The sequence below is a fragment of the Anabaena sp. UHCC 0253 genome, from assembly GCF_009712085.1.
In the GTDB taxonomy this organism is placed as follows: domain Bacteria; phylum Cyanobacteriota; class Cyanobacteriia; order Cyanobacteriales; family Nostocaceae; genus Dolichospermum.
The window spans coordinates 173,282-188,591 of record NZ_VILD01000010.1; the positions used below are offsets into that span (position 1 = coordinate 173,282).

General features: G+C 38.0%; 15 protein-coding genes, 1 tRNA gene and 1 pseudogene. 10 read left to right on the forward strand and 7 right to left on the reverse strand.

Annotation, left to right across the window (positions count from 1 at the left end):
* The first annotated feature begins 115 nt into the window (after positions 1 to 115).
* The 5 genes from FJR38_RS23655 (at position 116) to FJR38_RS23675 (ending at position 3,988) form a co-directional block, all read left to right on the forward strand.
* Positions 116 to 955, forward strand: coding sequence for an FAD-binding domain-containing protein (locus FJR38_RS23655; RefSeq protein WP_168539771.1), 840 nt, complete (start codon positions 116 to 118; stop codon positions 953 to 955).
* Positions 956 to 1,486: 531 nt separating this feature from the next.
* Positions 1,487 to 1,777, forward strand: coding sequence for a DUF6334 family protein (locus FJR38_RS23660; RefSeq protein WP_168539773.1), 291 nt, complete (start codon positions 1,487 to 1,489; stop codon positions 1,775 to 1,777).
* Positions 1,777 to 2,478, forward strand: coding sequence for a DUF6334 family protein (locus FJR38_RS27880; protein WP_217360052.1), 702 nt, complete (start codon positions 1,777 to 1,779; stop codon positions 2,476 to 2,478). The genes FJR38_RS23660 and FJR38_RS27880 overlap by 1 nt, the downstream gene beginning before the upstream one ends.
* On the forward strand, positions 2,465 to 2,812 hold the full coding sequence (locus FJR38_RS23670; protein WP_168539774.1) for a type II toxin-antitoxin system PemK/MazF family toxin: 348 nt from the start codon (positions 2,465 to 2,467) through the stop codon (positions 2,810 to 2,812). Before FJR38_RS27880 ends, FJR38_RS23670 begins: the two co-directional genes overlap by 14 nt.
* A gap of 75 nt (positions 2,813 to 2,887) precedes the next feature.
* Complete coding sequence (locus tag FJR38_RS23675; RefSeq protein WP_168539775.1) at positions 2,888 to 3,988, forward strand: serine/threonine-protein kinase; 1,101 nt, start codon at positions 2,888 to 2,890, stop codon at positions 3,986 to 3,988.
* A gap of 247 nt (positions 3,989 to 4,235) precedes the next feature.
* On the opposite strand, the gene psb34 is transcribed toward FJR38_RS23675, so the two are convergent.
* Positions 4,236 to 4,406, reverse strand: coding sequence for a photosystem II assembly protein Psb34 (psb34, locus tag FJR38_RS23680; protein WP_168539776.1), 171 nt, complete (start codon positions 4,404 to 4,406; stop codon positions 4,236 to 4,238).
* Positions 4,407 to 4,892: 486 nt separating this feature from the next.
* A tRNA-Val gene (locus tag FJR38_RS23685) sits at positions 4,893 to 4,965 on the reverse strand.
* A gap of 138 nt (positions 4,966 to 5,103) precedes the next feature.
* Here FJR38_RS23685 and FJR38_RS23690 point away from each other — a divergent pair.
* Together FJR38_RS23690 and mazG are read left to right on the forward strand one after the other, a co-directional pair.
* Positions 5,104 to 5,688, forward strand: coding sequence for a metal-binding protein (locus FJR38_RS23690; RefSeq protein WP_168498275.1), 585 nt, complete (start codon positions 5,104 to 5,106; stop codon positions 5,686 to 5,688).
* A 17-nt stretch (positions 5,689 to 5,705) separates the two neighbouring features.
* Positions 5,706 to 6,506, forward strand: a complete 801-nt coding sequence (gene mazG, locus FJR38_RS23695; RefSeq protein ID WP_168539778.1) for a nucleoside triphosphate pyrophosphohydrolase — start codon at positions 5,706 to 5,708, stop codon at positions 6,504 to 6,506.
* Between the two features lie 244 nt (positions 6,507 to 6,750).
* Here the strand turns inward: mazG and FJR38_RS23700 are convergent, their stop codons facing one another.
* Positions 6,751 to 8,748, reverse strand: coding sequence for a zinc metalloprotease HtpX (locus tag FJR38_RS23700; protein ID WP_168539780.1), 1,998 nt, complete (start codon positions 8,746 to 8,748; stop codon positions 6,751 to 6,753).
* A 153-nt stretch (positions 8,749 to 8,901) separates the two neighbouring features.
* Between FJR38_RS23700 and FJR38_RS23705 the strand changes: the two are divergent.
* Positions 8,902 to 10,198: pseudogene (locus FJR38_RS23705) on the forward strand (glutamate-5-semialdehyde dehydrogenase).
* 132 nt (positions 10,199 to 10,330) lie between these two features.
* Here FJR38_RS23705 and FJR38_RS23710 read toward each other — a convergent pair.
* The 3 genes from FJR38_RS23710 to FJR38_RS23720 form a co-directional block, all read right to left on the reverse strand.
* A complete protein-coding gene (locus FJR38_RS23710) occupies positions 10,331 to 11,170 on the reverse strand; it encodes a DNA-formamidopyrimidine glycosylase (protein ID WP_168539782.1) in 840 nt (279 codons plus the stop codon).
* Between the two features lie 112 nt (positions 11,171 to 11,282).
* Entirely contained in the window at positions 11,283 to 11,498 is a 216-nt protein-coding gene (locus tag FJR38_RS23715; protein ID WP_168498264.1) for a photosystem I reaction center subunit IV, read from the reverse strand.
* 206 nt (positions 11,499 to 11,704) lie between these two features.
* Complete coding sequence (locus FJR38_RS23720) at positions 11,705 to 12,289, reverse strand: PAP/fibrillin family protein (RefSeq protein ID WP_168539784.1); 585 nt, start codon at positions 12,287 to 12,289, stop codon at positions 11,705 to 11,707.
* A 238-nt stretch (positions 12,290 to 12,527) separates the two neighbouring features.
* On the opposite strand from FJR38_RS23720, the gene FJR38_RS23725 reads away from it, so the two are divergent.
* Together FJR38_RS23725 and mraY are read left to right on the forward strand one after the other, a co-directional pair.
* A complete protein-coding gene (locus tag FJR38_RS23725) occupies positions 12,528 to 12,767 on the forward strand; it encodes a DUF3134 domain-containing protein (protein WP_168498260.1) in 240 nt (79 codons plus the stop codon).
* Between the two features lie 90 nt (positions 12,768 to 12,857).
* The gene (gene mraY, locus FJR38_RS23730; RefSeq protein ID WP_168539786.1) at positions 12,858 to 13,958 is read left to right on the forward strand and encodes a phospho-N-acetylmuramoyl-pentapeptide-transferase; all 1,101 of its coding nucleotides are present in this window, start codon (positions 12,858 to 12,860) and stop codon (positions 13,956 to 13,958) included.
* Positions 13,959 to 14,363: 405 nt separating this feature from the next.
* Here the strand turns inward: mraY and FJR38_RS23735 are convergent, their stop codons facing one another.
* Positions 14,364 to 14,567 carry a hypothetical protein gene (locus FJR38_RS23735; RefSeq protein ID WP_168498256.1) on the reverse strand — a complete coding sequence of 68 codons (204 nt, stop codon included), beginning with the start codon at positions 14,565 to 14,567 and terminating at the stop codon, positions 14,364 to 14,366.
* Between the last annotated feature and the right edge of the window lie 743 nt (positions 14,568 to 15,310).

The following is a 15,310-nucleotide window of genomic DNA, read 5'->3' on the forward strand; positions in this document are numbered from 1 at the left end:
GACTACCTTTAGGTGAATACGTGGTGTTTGACTTCTATTTATTTTATTTTGGACTCCTATAACTCCTGATTACTGAATTATTTCTTCATAAATTTATACCCAAGTTTACAAAATTATGTTACGTGATTTTAATAGTCGGACTGAATTAATTGCATACCTGCGGGAACAGTTTCCCCAAGCCGCAGCCCAAGACAATCAAGTTAGCGACATTCCCGGAGGCAGAAAAGCCGCACAACAAGCATTACAGAAAATCAACCCTGTCGCTTACGGAAAAACACGGAATTTATTAACTGGTGACGTTACTAAATTATCACCTTATATTCGTCATGGTGTATTAAGTTTGCGAGAAATCCGAGAATATGTTCTTGCACAAGTTGAAAAACCAGATGATGCAAATAAACTAATTAATGAATTAGCTTGGCGTGACTATTGGCAAAGATTATATGTCAAACTTGGAAATGGGATTTGGCAAAATCAGGAAGAATACAAAACCGGCTACAAACTCACAGACTACTCCACAGAACTGCCTGAAGATATCACCACTGGAACTACCGGACTATTTTGCATAGACAGTTTTAGTCAGGAATTACGATCAACTGGCTATCTCCACAACCATATCAGAATGTGGTTAGCAGCCTATATTATTCATTGGCGACATATTCAATGGCAAGCCGGCGCAAAATGGTTTCTGCAACATTTACTCGATGGTGATCCAGCAAGTAACAATATGTCATGGCAATGGGTAGCGAGTACATTTAGTCATAAACCCTATTTTTTCAACCGCGAGAATTTAGAACGTTACACCAACAGCGTTTATTGTCGTCAATGTCCCCATTTCGGTAAATGTGACTTGGAAGGAAGTTATGAACAAATAGAACAGCGACTTTTTCCTAAAGCAGAATTTAGCAAACAAGCTAATAGTCAAACTTGGCAAAAAGGAAATCACCGAAAATAAGCTCTTTTCCATCTATTCTGCTCTTTATTGTTATTTATCACCCCTGTCTTTACACCTATTTGTTAATAAATGTAAAGGACATATTACATCTCCAAAATGAAATGATATATTGAATCTATAGGACACCAAGCAAATAAGAAACCAACCAAAAAGGGCAAATGATATAGTGTCCCCTGTCATCAGCCCAAACAAATTACAGCATTATTGAGTAATGAAGTGGCAAATAGCCAGTGTTAGATACATGGCGAAGCCAAATCCCAGAGCGGAAAAACGTGAAGATGCTGTGTTTGTGTTTTCAAAAGTCCACCTTAGTAAGTTACAATAACGTACTTTAATCATTTGAAACCAGTAAATTTCCTAGAACCCGGTCAACCTTGATCGGGTTTTTAGATGTTTAGACTTTATTTTTATTTAAAACTGTTAGTTAGGACTTAGAAACTAAGTAGGTGGGCGTTAAAAATTGTCGTCACATCTGGTGGACTGAAGGCAATCTTGTTAATATTAAAGATGACTTCATTGCTGGTGATAAATATGGTAATCAATGAATTTCCTATTGGACAAACTCTACTAGGAGTATCAACACAGGAAGATCAAGAATTTGATGGTGATGAACTTTGTCTTGATCAAGTTAAACTTTATTTTGAAGATACAGAACATAAGATTACATGGATAACTATATCTCCTATTATTGATACTGATGAAATTGACGTAAAAATAGAAAAAAATATCAAAAAAGCAACAAAAAAAATCCCCATTTTCATGCTGATGGTAATATTGGTAATAATCAATTACTGTCTTCACTGGTTCTGGGTACAAAGTTAATGGCGGTCTGGATATGCGAGAATGATCAGGGCTATAAAGATCAGGTAATTTTGGCTTTTGAATCTCTACATCCTCACATTGCATTTGTAGCAGAAGGTTCTGTGATTAAAGCATTTCTTAGTCAGCAAGTATTGAAGGATAAAAAACGAGAAGAAGCAGAAAGAGAAGCAGAAAGAAAATTTCACTTCCAAATGATGACAGAAGTAATTTTAGGTCAGATCAAAGAGAGTCCTAAATTCATTAACTTTTTAAATCCTGCATTAATAAACTCTTGTACAGGTATTCCCGAAGATGAAATACAACCAGAACTAATTTCTAAAATTAAAGATAATCCTGAATTAATTAGGTCTTTAACTCCTACAACAATCAAATCTTTTACAGGTATACCCAAAGATGAAAATAGTTTTCAAGGTGCAAAAGTTGAACCATTTGTCCAAAATCAGCAATTATCTCAAATTATGACTAAACCTATTAGCAGTGGAATTATCTCAGTTGAAAACTACCAAATATTAGTAAATCGCGTGAAAGAATTAGAAGATAGAATTTTAAATCAAGAATCAAAAATTCTAGGAATAGAAGCTTTTACATCTAAAATGAAGCTTGCAGATCATGGTAATATATTAACAATGATGCAGCTTGCAGAAACTGGATTTCAGGAGTGGAACGACCCAGAAGAAGATATTTATAATGATGAAGCCTAAATCTTTAGAAATCTGGTTAGTTCGTTTCCCTTTTAGCGATTTAACTGCTACAAAATTAAGACCAGCCCTTATTTTATCAGTGCATCGAGAAGAATTTATTATATTGGGTATTTTTTCCAAAATTCCGACTGATGATTTGAGTGAAAATTGGGTATTAATGTCAGACACACACACTGACTTTACAAAAACAGGACTGAAAAAAACATCATTGATTAGGGCTGATAAAATTGCTACTGTCCATAATTCAGTATTTCACAAAAAATTAGGAATTTTACCATCTGATCTATTTAATCTTGTAGAAATAGCATTAAAAAAATCCCTTAACATTACTTAAAAATAAAATAAACGTTCATAAACACCTTTTGGCAAAGCACAAGGCACAATAAGGATAGGTATCATTTATTTATTTATGAGTTATTGTCTTAATCCCCATTGTTCCCACCCAGAAAACACTAATGATGTTAAGTTTTGTCAAACCTGTGGGACAAAATTACTGCTGAAAGAACGCTACCGCGCTATTAAACCTATCGGACAAGGTGGTTTTGGTAGAACCTTTTTAGCAGTAGACGAGGATAAACCCTCAAAACCACCTTGTGTAATTAAGCAATTTTACCCTCAAGCCCAAGGTACAAATACGGTACAAAAGGCAGTAGAGTTATTTAACCAAGAAGCTATACAGTTGGATGAATTGGGTCAACATCCCCAGATTCCATCACTTTTAGCATATTGTAACCAAGATGACAGACAGTATCTAGTTCAGGAATTCATAGATGGATTGAATTTATACCAAGAACTACAACAAAATGGCGCTTTCAATGAAACACAGATTCGACAATTACTTAATGATTTATTGCCAGTGTTGCACTTTTGTCACGAAAAACAAGTCATACACCGAGATATTAAACCAGAAAATATTATTCGTCGCCAGAGCGATCGCAAATTAGTTATAGTTGATTTTGGGGCAGCCAAATCCGCCACAGGAACAGCCCTGAACAAAACTGGTACAAGTATAGGTAGTCCCGAATATGTCGCCCCAGAACAAATGCGAGGAAAGGCACTTTTTGCCAGTGATATCTATAGTTTAGGGGCAACTTGTATTAATTTATTAACAGTGCGATCGCCTTTCGATTCCTATGATACCCATAACGCTACTTGGATATGGCAACAATATCTCAAAACTCCTGTAAGTAAAGAATTAAGTCTAATCATTGACAAAATGGTAGAAAGTGTCCCCAGTCACCGTTACAAAACTGTTGATCAAGTTCTCAAAGATTTAAATTACCAACAATCATCTGTACCCCCCACACTAATTACACCACTCACTTCTCAAGCAACAGTTGTCATTAAAACTTCTACTCAAATCGAGAAGGAATTACAAGAAATGAAAACTCAATTTACAGGTGCTAAAGTTCCACCTCAAAATGTTAATTCTCAATCGCAATCTACTAGCAATGATCCCATAGATAAAGAACTTGAAGAGATGAAAGCTAAGTTTCTTGGTAATGGGTGAATAGGAAATTAGGATTGGGTAACTCTATTACAGTACGGCGTAAATCAACCCACAATTAAGAATTCCCAAAAAGCTTGTATAATCTGCATTTTTAATTCCGAGAAAGCATTCCTAATTTCTGACTAGGAACGAGTCTTGCGTCTAATCTCGAAATGATTTCGCAAAAAAAAAACCCCGGCGAAACTGACCGGAGTTAATTAGGAGAAATATGAATGACGATTAGATACAAATACCGAAGCTGAGAATTTTAGCTAACCCCCAAAGCGATTAGAACTATAGAAGTTAAAAATAATACTGCTACTGCACCTTGGAAGGCGTAGTTGCGTTGTTGTGCTTTTGTAGGAAATTCGGCGTAGTAAAGTTTGGCTTCGGGAGCGTAGTTATTGAGAATGCCTTCTTCGTTAACGGTAGTATACATAATGTTTTTTTTGTTTTGTTACCTTATGTAAACTAATATAACAAGATTGTTACGAAGTGTCAAGAGGAATTGACAAAAAATAGTAAATAGTTGTAATAAGACTTTGATAATTGACAGATGAAGAAGGTGACAGGTAATAGGGAAGATAAGCATCAGCATTCGGTGTAGATATGAAGCATTCAGTGTAAGAGTGAAGCATTCGGTGTAAGGGCGAAGCATTCGGAAAATAAACTTGGGAAAAAACCGATAATTTATCGCCCGAATGCTTCGCCCCTACTTGGGAAGAAACCGATAATTTATCGCCCCTACGACTCCTGACTCCTAATAGACTTTCTCCGCAAACCCTATATAAATAAAACCCACTTACGCGATTTTCCAGAAGGGGAGTTAGCGCAAATGGGTTATTGAAATTTAGCTACATAAAGTTTTAGCGGTTCACAATGAAAATTGCGAACCGCTTTATAAAAACTTATTGCTTCTTTTAAATGGGCAGTACCAGACTCGAACTGATGACATCCTGCTTGTAAGGCAGGCGCTCTACCAACTGAGCTAACCGCCCGTTTGTTTCACTTAATTAATATAACATAGCCTTTTCAAATTTTGCAAGTCTTTTGTTCAAAATTTTTTAGCGGCTGGAGAAAGTTGATTTGAACTATTGAGCTATACTGACTCAGTATTTAACTTTTAACTTCCCAAGATGCCCTCTGGTCAAACACACGATCGCATTACTATTTGGTCTATGCCTTGGGTAGCGGGTATAACCTTAGTTTCCACTCGCAGCAGTAACATGACTTTGTTGGTAGCGGGTGGATATATGTTTGGGGGGCTGATGTTTGGACCCGATTTGGATATTTATTCCCGTCAATTTCAGCGTTGGGGGTTTCTGCGGTGGATTTGGCTACCTTATCAAAAAAGTCTGCGACATCGGTCTTTTTTATCCCATGGTCCAATTATTGGCACGACTTTAAGAGTAGTGTATCTCACGACTTTTTTGGCATTTGTGGTAATTGTGGCTGTGATGATTTTCGCCAAGTTGGGAAATGTGACTTGGAACTGGGGGGAAGTGTGGGGGACAGTGGGGAAGACTATCTATATATATTATGGAGAATTTTTTGCCCTATTTATTGGCTGTGAACTGGGTGCAATGAGTCATTCTCTCAGCGATTGGACTGGTTCTGCTTATAAGCGATTTCAAAAACAGGGTATTCAAGGTTTGCTTCCCCGTGGCAAAATTAAAAAACGTAAAGTTACCCGCAGTCGTCGCAGTGTGAAGAAGCGGTAAAAAATCCAGAGGTTTTTATGGAAGTTAATCAGACTTTGCTGGCGTTACAAGAATTAATAGATGTAGTGGCGAAATTGCGATCGCCTGAAGGTTGTCCTTGGGATTTGGCACAAACACCCCAAAGTCTTACACCTTATGTGATTGAGGAAGCCTATGAAGTGGTAGACGCAATTCAAACAGGAGATAAAAAGGCGATTGCAGAAGAATTAGGTGATTTATTATTACAAGTAGTATTACAAGCACAAATTGCCAACGAGTCCGGAGATTTTTCCCTCCAAGAAGTAGCTAAGGGTATTTCTCAAAAGCTGATTCGTCGTCATCCTCATGTTTTTGGTGATGTGGCGGTACAAAATATTGATGAAGTGCGACAAAATTGGGAAACCATCAAAGCAGCAGAAAAAGGAGAAACAGTAGAAAACCAAAAACTCAGTGATAAACTTAATCGTTATCGGCGTAGTCTTCCCCCATTAAGTGCAGCGATGAAGATTTCCCAAAAAGCTGCTAGTGTTGGTTTTGAGTGGAATAATGTTAATGAAGTTTGGGGAAAATTTCATGAAGAGTTAGGAGAATTTCAAGAAGCTTTAGCTGAAGAAACGCAAGAAAGACAAGAATCAGAATTAGGTGATTTGCTATTTGCAATTATTCAACTTGCGAGATGGCATAATCTTGATCCAAGTACAGGTTTACAAGGGACAAGCCAAAGATTTATCCACCGATTACAAAAAATGGAAGATGTGATTGAACGTCCGTTTATAGATTATAGTGTGGAAGAATTAGATGCACTTTGGCAACAGGCTAAAGCCAAACTAGGTCATTAGGTTAATAATTGACAATTGATAATTGACAATTGACAATTCAATACTTGTCCGTTAATCTGGATAATTTATTTCTTGGAAGTCCCTATACAACGGTTTATTGGGTTTTGCTGTCGCTTAACCCAACCTACAAAAAATACAAAAACGAGGTCATTAGGTTAATAATTGACAATTGATAATTGACAATTGATAATTAATAAAAAAGAGGCAGTTTTAAACTACCTCTAAAAAAATCAAATTGGTAAAATTAATTGTTGTTCAAAAAGACAGTTAATGCGACTCCTAGAGTAATGAATCCACCACCCATAATGAATGACCAAAAACGGTGATAACTATGGACAAAAGTGCCATTTTCTCCTTCTAGTTGGATTAAATCCATCCAAGGCATAATTCCCCGGCGAAACCAGCCAATAGTCCCTACTTTTTGACCAATTAGGCTTTCTACTCGTTTCATCCCAAACAGAAAATTACCAATTGGACCAAAACGGGAAGCATAGCGTAAATAAAGCATTCCGCTAGGATCTTGGAGTTTTAAATCAGAACCAAATTTATAACCAGCATCACCCCGGCCAATTAATTCCCCTTCTAAATTGGCAGGTTGTCCCCGCAACGGACTAGCATAAGGGTCTGACATTAAAGTGAGAATATCTGTACTAACGGCTTTGCTGTAGTCAGGGAACATCACCAAGGCTTTAATGACAATTCCGATTCCTAAACCTACTAATGGCATACCTAGTATTAAGCCAGAGTTGTCTGAAGCTGACAACATTAAGAAACCGATAATCAAACCACCGATAAAGCCAATGGTTTCTGCACCATAAAGAACGATATCTAAGAAGAAGTTACCGTAAAGTTTTGTTTTATCAAGGGTTTTACCTTCACCCATAACTCGCCCCATATCAAACTCGGTAGGTAAACCTAGTTGTTCTGCATAAGTGCTGAGGGCGCGGACTCGCTTACCTGTAAGGGGATGAGTAGAATTTAATTCCATCCACCAACCCCAAGGGTTGAACATATCCCACAAAAAGACGCGACCAACTTTTTGCGGATCTGAAGAGATGCGGTAAGCTGTACCTGTAGAAGCTGCGGCTTTGTGGTCGTAAATTCCTAAAGCGCGAGTCCCTTCAATTAAACGACTGGGTTCTTGGGCGCGTGAACCTTCTTCGACAATCCCATAGGCAATTTTAACTAAGGCGCGAGATAGTCCGTTGGGATTACCTGTGGTTTCAGCGGCGAAATGATCTGCAAAATATTCTCTGGTTCGGGAAAGATATAACAGCAGATATGTACCGATAACATAAAAGATATATGCAACAAAACCAGCAGTTTCTAAAGCATCTTTAACTTTATTGTCGCCACCGCCACGGGTAAATCTTCGGGCTGTGCTGTAAACTAGGTAACAAATTTGCACTAAAGTCGAAGCTACGGTCATGACAGCAAAGTCCCAATGGACGATGTGACCTAGTTCGTGGGCGTAAACGGTAGCAACTTCATCATCATCTAAGTAAGTAAAAAGTCCTTGACTGACGACTAACCGGGCGCTGTTAGGTAAAGAACCATAGGTAAAAGCGGTGGGGTTTTGGTCGTCAATTATTCCTAGTCTGGGGGTGGTGATGTTTTTTTGTTGACAGACTTGGCGGATGATTTTTGCTGTTTCTGGGCTGAGGTTTTCAATTTCTGCTAAGTTCACCCAACGAGTTTGGTAAAGCCACCTTTGGCTTAAGTCCATGAGGAGGGGAGAGAAGAAAAAAGCAGCGAGATTGAATACTAAAGTAATACCAATAGCGATCGCTAGTCCAGTCATCGGATCACTATTGCTGGAAATTAAGACTACACTTAAACCTAAAACAAAAACCATGCCAAATAGCAAGGCTATGGTGACACCTGATGCTAGGGTTAAACTACCACCTACTCCCCCCATTGCCAAACTTACCCCAGTGGTAACAGCCCTTCCAGCCTTGGGAAATTGATGAGACTCGGTTTCCGGTTGTGGTAGCGAGGTAGGACGATTTCCTCTAGCCCATTCTTGGACTTTTTGGTTAGGACTATTAATTAACTTTTGCCACAAAATTGTCGCTTCTTCAACGTCTCCTATGGCTTGATAGGCTTTGACTAGCCACATTTGGGAAGTCAGGTAATCTGGAGAACTTAGTTCTATGGAATTCTGGGAGAATTCTTCTAGAAGATAAATTGCTTCTTCATAGCGCCCTTGATTAAAAGCATCTAATCCTGATTGCAATGACATATAATCTCCGTGATCAAAATGTGAGATTTTTATCTATCAATACTCAATGTATACTGCATTTGTCATCAGAATTTTGCAAAAGTTATTACTACGAAAATTATTGATAGGATAAAAAGTAAATGTTTTTAAATTAGCCTACTGTTATTTTTAACTATGCAAAGTGCTTCTGCGTTAATTCAAATTGCCCAACAAACCCGTCAAGCTGCTAGTAAGTTGGCACTGCTGGCGACTGAGGAGAAAAATCAAGCTATTGAAGCGATCGCTCTGGCTTTAGAATCAGCTAAGGATGATATTCTCCAAGCAAATATAGCTGATTGTCAAATAGCCACGACAGAAGGAATTACCAAACCCCCTTTATAAACGATTGCAGTTAGATGAACATAAATTAAGAGATGCGATCGCTGGTGTGCGAGATGTTGGTAAGCTAGATGATCCTGTGGGTAATGTGCAAATTCATCGGGAAATTGACACTGGTTTAATTCTCAAACGCATTACTTGTCCTTTGGGTGTTTTAGGAATTATTTTTGAAGCCCGTCCCGAAGCCGCAATTCAAATTGTTTCTCTAGCAATTAAATCAGGTAATGGTGTCATTCTCAAAGGTGGTAAAGAAGCTTTACATTCTTGTGAAGCGATAGTCAAAGCCATTAAAAAAGGATTGGCTAATACTAATGTTAACCCAGATGCAGTGCAATTGTTAACCACCAGAGCAGAAATATTAGAACTTTTGCAATTAGATAAATATGTAGATTTAATTATTCCCAGAGGTTCTAATGCTTTTGTGAAATTTGTTCAAGATAATACCCGCATTCCTGTATTAGGTCATGCCGATGGAATTTGTCATCTTTATATAGATCAAGCCGCTGATATTGCTAAAGCTATTAGTATTACTGTAGATTCTAAAACTCAATATCCCGCTGCTTGTAATGCCATTGAAACCTTACTAATTCACAGTAGCATTGCCGCCAAATTTCTCCCACAAATTGCCACTGCTTTACAAACTCAAAATGTAGAATTAAGAGGTGATGAACGCACTTTAAAAATTTTACCTAATATTGTCGCTGCCAAAGCAACAGACTGGGAAACAGAATACAGCGATTTAATTTTAGCAATTAAAATAGTTGATTCTTTAACAGAAGCAATATCCCATATTGACAATTATGGTTCTCGGCATACAGAAGTAATTATTACTGAAGATATCACAGCCGCAGAAACTTTCCAAGGCTTAGTAAATGCAGCAGGAGTTTATCATAATTGTTCTACCCGATTTGCTGATGGTTTCCGCTATGGTTTTGGTGCAGAAGTGGGAATTAGTACCCAACAAATGCCACCTCGTGGACCAGTTGGTTTAGAGGGTTTGATTACATATAAATATCAAATGTCTGGTAATGGACATATTGTGACTACCTACACAGGTGCAAATGCAAAATCATTTACTCATCGTGATATTTAAAGATAGGGGTGATTTGTCAGTTGTCAGTTGTCCGTTGTCCGTTGTCAGTAGAAAACATATTCTCTCTCCCCCCCTGCCCCTCTGCTCCCTTGCTCCCCTGCTCCCTTGCTCCTTTGCTCCTTCCCAGACTACTTAACTTTGACATTGAGAACAAAAATGACTAGAACGCCCACCTAACTTAATTCGCTGGATGACATTACCACAAACTTTGCAAGGTTGTCCAGTTCGGTTATAAACCCAGGCTTCACCGCCATAATTACCATTAACGCCTTTGACACTGAGAAAATTACTAAAAGTTGTGCCACCTACAGCAATACTCGCTGATAAAACTTCAATAATTGCAGTTCTTAAAAGTTCGATTTGGGGAAGTTGTAATTCTGTACAGAGAGTTGTGGGTAAAATACCACTTTTAAACAACGCCTCATCAGCATAAATATTACCTAATCCTGCCACCACTGACTGATCTAACAACCCAGTTTTAATGGGACGACGGGATTTTTTTAATTTCTCGGACAAATACTCAACAGTGAATTCTGGAGAAAATGGGTCAACTGCCAACTTTGCCAAACCTGTAATAATACTTTCCACAGCGACACCAGAGGGAACATACCACATTTGTCCGAAAGTGCGTTGGTCAACAAAGCGTAATTCTTGCTTTTCTCCAAAAAATAACCTCACTCTCGTGTGTTTGTGTAAAGGTTCATTTTGGTTTAACCACAATAATTGACCAGTCATGCGGAGGTGAACCCCTAAATAACCAGAGGAAGGAGAAGAAAGTTCAGCGAGGAGATATTTACCACAACGATGCCAGGTAGCAATGGTATTTCCTCGAATTTTATCAATAAATTCACCAACAGAAAACGGGTAGGCGATAGTGCGTTGTAGCAACACATCTCCTCCCGTGATTTCTTGATTTAGGGTTAATTGATTTAAACCCCTGCGGACTGTTTCAACTTCAGGCAGTTCAGGCATTCAAGCAAATAATATGGTTAGGGGAAGCTATGGTCAGACATAGAAAATGTGCAAGATATTCACCTTGACATTCCTATTTTCCCATAAAACAATCCCCTTGGCGCTTGGCTGTTTACTTTGCTGCTGCTTTAGGTTTAGGTGCTTGCACCTCGATTAACTCATCTACAGCAAAGTTATTTGTGTTAATACCGGAGTAGTTAACTTTCTCAAACCGGACAATTACAGGGTATTTGATGCCGCTTTTGTCAACAGAAACCACTGTGCCAAGATCCTGATTCCAGTAGGATTCAGGGCGGAGAACACGTACTATAGAACCACGTTGAACCATGTTGTATCTTCCCTTTTGAAGTATGAGTTGCCGTTAAAGTAGGGCTGATTGTTTTTACTTTACAACCTGGAGGTATGAGCTTGTGGTTTTGTTAAGTTATTTGTCATGTTAGTTTGTGTCATGGGGTGATTAATTTTCCCAATTCCCCCTTGACAAAGTACCCATATTAGAGTAATTTCATTCGCAAACACTTCTTGCAAAATGTTTTATGTTTTACTTAATACAAAAACGCTACCTTCGTTCCCTCTACCAATCCGGAGATCATCATCTATATAAGTAATGTCTAACCAGCCCTGTTGTTTTTCACTCTGAATGGGAAAATCAAAGGCTGTAAATTTTTTTCCCGACTCAATTTGTTGAATAAACTCTCCTGGTGATGTATAGCTAATTAGACGTTGTAAGCCAATAATAGAACGTTGAAATTTAACTTGCACACGCCGTTCTGAGACTGGTTGAAATTTAGCAGCGACGCTAACTAATCCTTCTAAGGAAGGAACGCCATAAATCTCAGCTATGTTATATACACTGTTAGTTTCTACCCGAATACATTGGTAAATTTGACCAAGTTTACAAAAAGGTAGACGATCTATGTTTAATAGAGCTTTACTTGTGGTGTATAGTAGTCGCCAGTTGCCTTCTAGGAGATGACTCGCTGCTAATGGACGTGGTGTAGGATTAAAGTCTTCAAGGTTGGCGATCGCTGCTAAAATAGCTTGTTGTTGTCCTACATTTGCTAACAAACCGCGATTTGTGCCGGCAATTACATCTATGAGAGTTGATTTGCCTATCATTGCCCTTTACCTCAAGAATTTGCATGATGAAATAGCATTAATGAAATAGTAATGTTTTTGTCTATAACCATTCAACTCATTAATAATGCCTTTTTGGCTACAATTCCCCAATTAAATGAAAATTTTGTTTAATTCGGATTAAGCGATTAAAGACTTGAATGAAGGAATAAATTAACTCGTATCAAATGATAGACTCTTAATGTCTAGTTAGATCAACCCTTGTGAGTCTTTAGTTAATATGTTAGATTCTCCCCTCCGTGAAGCACCCCGCAACCAGCGAGCAGCGGTTATTCCCTTAAAACAAGAGTCCTCAATGTTGGACTGGTTACGGCAGGGTGGCCGACTCATAGCCCGTGATGTCCAAGAAACAGATTCGCGGGAAGATGTAGAAGTAATTTCCGATTTTCTGGGCGCAGATGACGGAATTGGTGATATTGATTATGATGACGACGATGATGTAGCTATTGAAGAAGATTAGTTGATAGTATTTTGGGAACTAGTGACTAAAAATAGTTTCTACTATTTTATTTAGGTTTTTTTTAAGTGTGGAGTGAAGGAAATTTTTCTTGTGGACGCTAAATTATCCCCTAACCAAAGTTTGAATTTTTCTGGAATTGGGTTAGCCTCAATGCTGGCCATGCTACTGACAACAACAGCCTTGATTTTCGATGGAATGGGTAACAGGACTCCCTGGCATACGACATCCCTAACCCTACCTTTTCTATTGTCTGCTGTGGGTGTAACCATTCTTGGACAGTGGGTAATACCCATCTTGCAAGCACTCAAAACTGGACAAATTATCCGCGAAGATGGACCCCAAGCCCACCTAAAAAAAGCTGGGACACCAACTATGGGTGGTATTTTTTTCATCCCTGTAGCGGTTGTAATAGCTTGCATATTCTCTAACTTTTCTGAAAATGTAGTTGCCGTTTCTGCTTTAACACTGAGTTACGGATTAATTGGCTGGTTAGACGACTGGCAAATTCTGCGTCGTAAGTCCAATAAAGGCATCTCTCCTAAAATGAAGTTAGCTTTGCAAGTTATCTTTGGGGCGATGTTTTGCCTATGGTTGATGTTTAAAGGTGATTTTAGTATAACCAATATCTATTTACCTTGGGTAGGTTTATCCTTACCTTTAGGACTGCTATTTTGGCCTGTAGCGGGTTTTGTCCTAGTGGCAGAGAGCAATGCTACTAATTTAACAGATGGAATTGATGGTTTAGCAGCGGGAACAGTAGCGATCGCTATTTTCGCATTAGGTGTCGTCATTGCTCCTAATTCACCCGACTTAATGGTTTTCTGTGCTGCTGTCAGTGGTAGTTGTTTAGGATTTTTAGTCTATAACCGTAACCCAGCTAGTGTTTTCATGGGTGACACTGGTTCTTTAGCCCTTGGCGGTGCTTTAGCCGCTGTCGCACTACTCACTAATACTTTAGTTATACTATTCATCCTCAGCGGGATTTTCTTTGTAGAAACCCTCTCTGTCATGGCACAAGTTAGCTATTATAAAGCTACCAAAGGACCAGATGGCAAAGGCAAGCGATTATTTAAAATGGCACCTTTACATCATCATTTAGAATTAACTGGTTGGTCAGAATTGCAAGTAGTCGCAGTTTTTTATATCATCGCCGCTTTTTTAGCTTCTCTTTGTTTAATAGGCATAAAATAATCAGCGTTTGCGAAAAAAGTCGTAGGGGCGCAGGGGCTGCGCCCAGTCAAGAGTCAGCAGTCAGGACTATGGCTAACGCCACGCTACGCTATCAACAAGCCCTAATTAAATTCATAAAGTACAAAAAACAACCCCCAAAACTGGAGGTTACTTTTTTGGCATTAACGAATTTAGGCGTTGCTGATTGAATGTATGAATTAGCCTCACGCAAAGGCGCAAAGGCGCAAAGAATTAAGAGTTAAAGAAATCTAATTTTTAAATTTCATACTCTGATTCAGCAACGCCCTAAATTATTTTGGATATCTGCAATACTTATTTTCCCCGTCTTAATTTAGACGAAGTTACTAAATTGTCAGTAAATAAAGTGAAAACAAAACATGACCAACACTGCGCTATCAAAGCACCTTAATCCCGACAATTACCTCGACGAAGACAATCCCCCGTTTGATCATCTCTAGCAGACACATTAGCCACTAATTGCAATTGAGCATCATTTACGCTATTTAGTTGAGTATTGCTTACGGACAGCTTATTACCTGCAAAACAAGCACTGGAATTGCACAGATAAACTGACAATACCATTAGTCCCAAACCAATTGTTTTCTTCATATAGACATTCAACTCAGATTGATGATTGCATAATCAGCAACGTCATCTTGATCAACTTTGAAAACCTATTAATCGGCTAATAGTTCTAAAAATTGCCAGAAAAATTCTGTCTGTAGTATCAAATTAGACACTACAAAGGATGCAATTTTCAGGTGCATTAGTCTATCCCTGTCTGTTTAAGCTCAGAGTAAATCTAGATTATTCCTGGGTTATATCCCTGGTACACCTTTGATTTATCCGTACATGAAACAAACAAGCAGTTGTTTTCATTTATTCACAGATCAAAATCAGATCCATGATTGCTAACCTCACTCTTACCCCCCTGGCAGAGTTAATTTAGCCACAAGATAACGTTCTTTATACCTATGCAAATGTAATGAGCAACCAACCGGACAAAAATATTTTTTTCGATAATAAATAAACATGAGTACCATAGATAAATACGTAAAGCTTTGTAATATATAATACTTGTGCTTATGGGAGTTAAAATATAGAATATTTCCCCAATCGCATATTAAATAAGCCTTAACAAGCGATAAAGCCAATTGATATTTCATAATATTAAATTATAACTGTAATAGTTAATACTGATTAATTAATCAAGAACAATTTAGTGGTTTAGTAAACAATAGTAATAATTAATACTTTTAATAAAATAAATTAAAAATAGCAACTTTAAAAATAGAGATAAAAATATTACCAAGAATTAATGTAACTTGGATCAGGATGTGAACTAAAATTTT

Coding starts and splice junctions, on each gene's coding strand:
- FJR38_RS23655 (WP_168539771.1), top strand. CDS start 116: ATGTTACGTGATTTTAATAGTCGGACTGAATTAATTGCATACCTGCGG.
- FJR38_RS23675 (WP_168539775.1), top strand. CDS start 2,888: ATGAGTTATTGTCTTAATCCCCATTGTTCCCACCCAGAAAACACTAAT.
- mazG (WP_168539778.1), top strand. CDS start 5,706: ATGGAAGTTAATCAGACTTTGCTGGCGTTACAAGAATTAATAGATGTA.
- FJR38_RS23670 (WP_168539774.1), top strand. CDS start 2,465: ATGATGAAGCCTAAATCTTTAGAAATCTGGTTAGTTCGTTTCCCTTTT.
- FJR38_RS23690 (WP_168498275.1), top strand. CDS start 5,104: ATGCCCTCTGGTCAAACACACGATCGCATTACTATTTGGTCTATGCCT.
- psb34 (WP_168539776.1), bottom strand. CDS start 4,406: ATGTATACTACCGTTAACGAAGAAGGCATTCTCAATAACTACGCTCCC.
- FJR38_RS27880 (WP_217360052.1), top strand. CDS start 1,777: ATGGCGGTCTGGATATGCGAGAATGATCAGGGCTATAAAGATCAGGTA.
- FJR38_RS23660 (WP_168539773.1), top strand. CDS start 1,487: ATGGTAATCAATGAATTTCCTATTGGACAAACTCTACTAGGAGTATCA.
- FJR38_RS23720 (WP_168539784.1), bottom strand. CDS start 12,289: ATGATAGGCAAATCAACTCTCATAGATGTAATTGCCGGCACAAATCGC.
- FJR38_RS23710 (WP_168539782.1), bottom strand. CDS start 11,170: ATGCCTGAACTGCCTGAAGTTGAAACAGTCCGCAGGGGTTTAAATCAA.
- FJR38_RS23725 (WP_168498260.1), top strand. CDS start 12,528: ATGTTAGATTCTCCCCTCCGTGAAGCACCCCGCAACCAGCGAGCAGCG.
- FJR38_RS23700 (WP_168539780.1), bottom strand. CDS start 8,748: ATGTCATTGCAATCAGGATTAGATGCTTTTAATCAAGGGCGCTATGAA.
- FJR38_RS23735 (WP_168498256.1), bottom strand. CDS start 14,567: ATGAAGAAAACAATTGGTTTGGGACTAATGGTATTGTCAGTTTATCTG.
- FJR38_RS23715 (WP_168498264.1), bottom strand. CDS start 11,498: ATGGTTCAACGTGGTTCTATAGTACGTGTTCTCCGCCCTGAATCCTAC.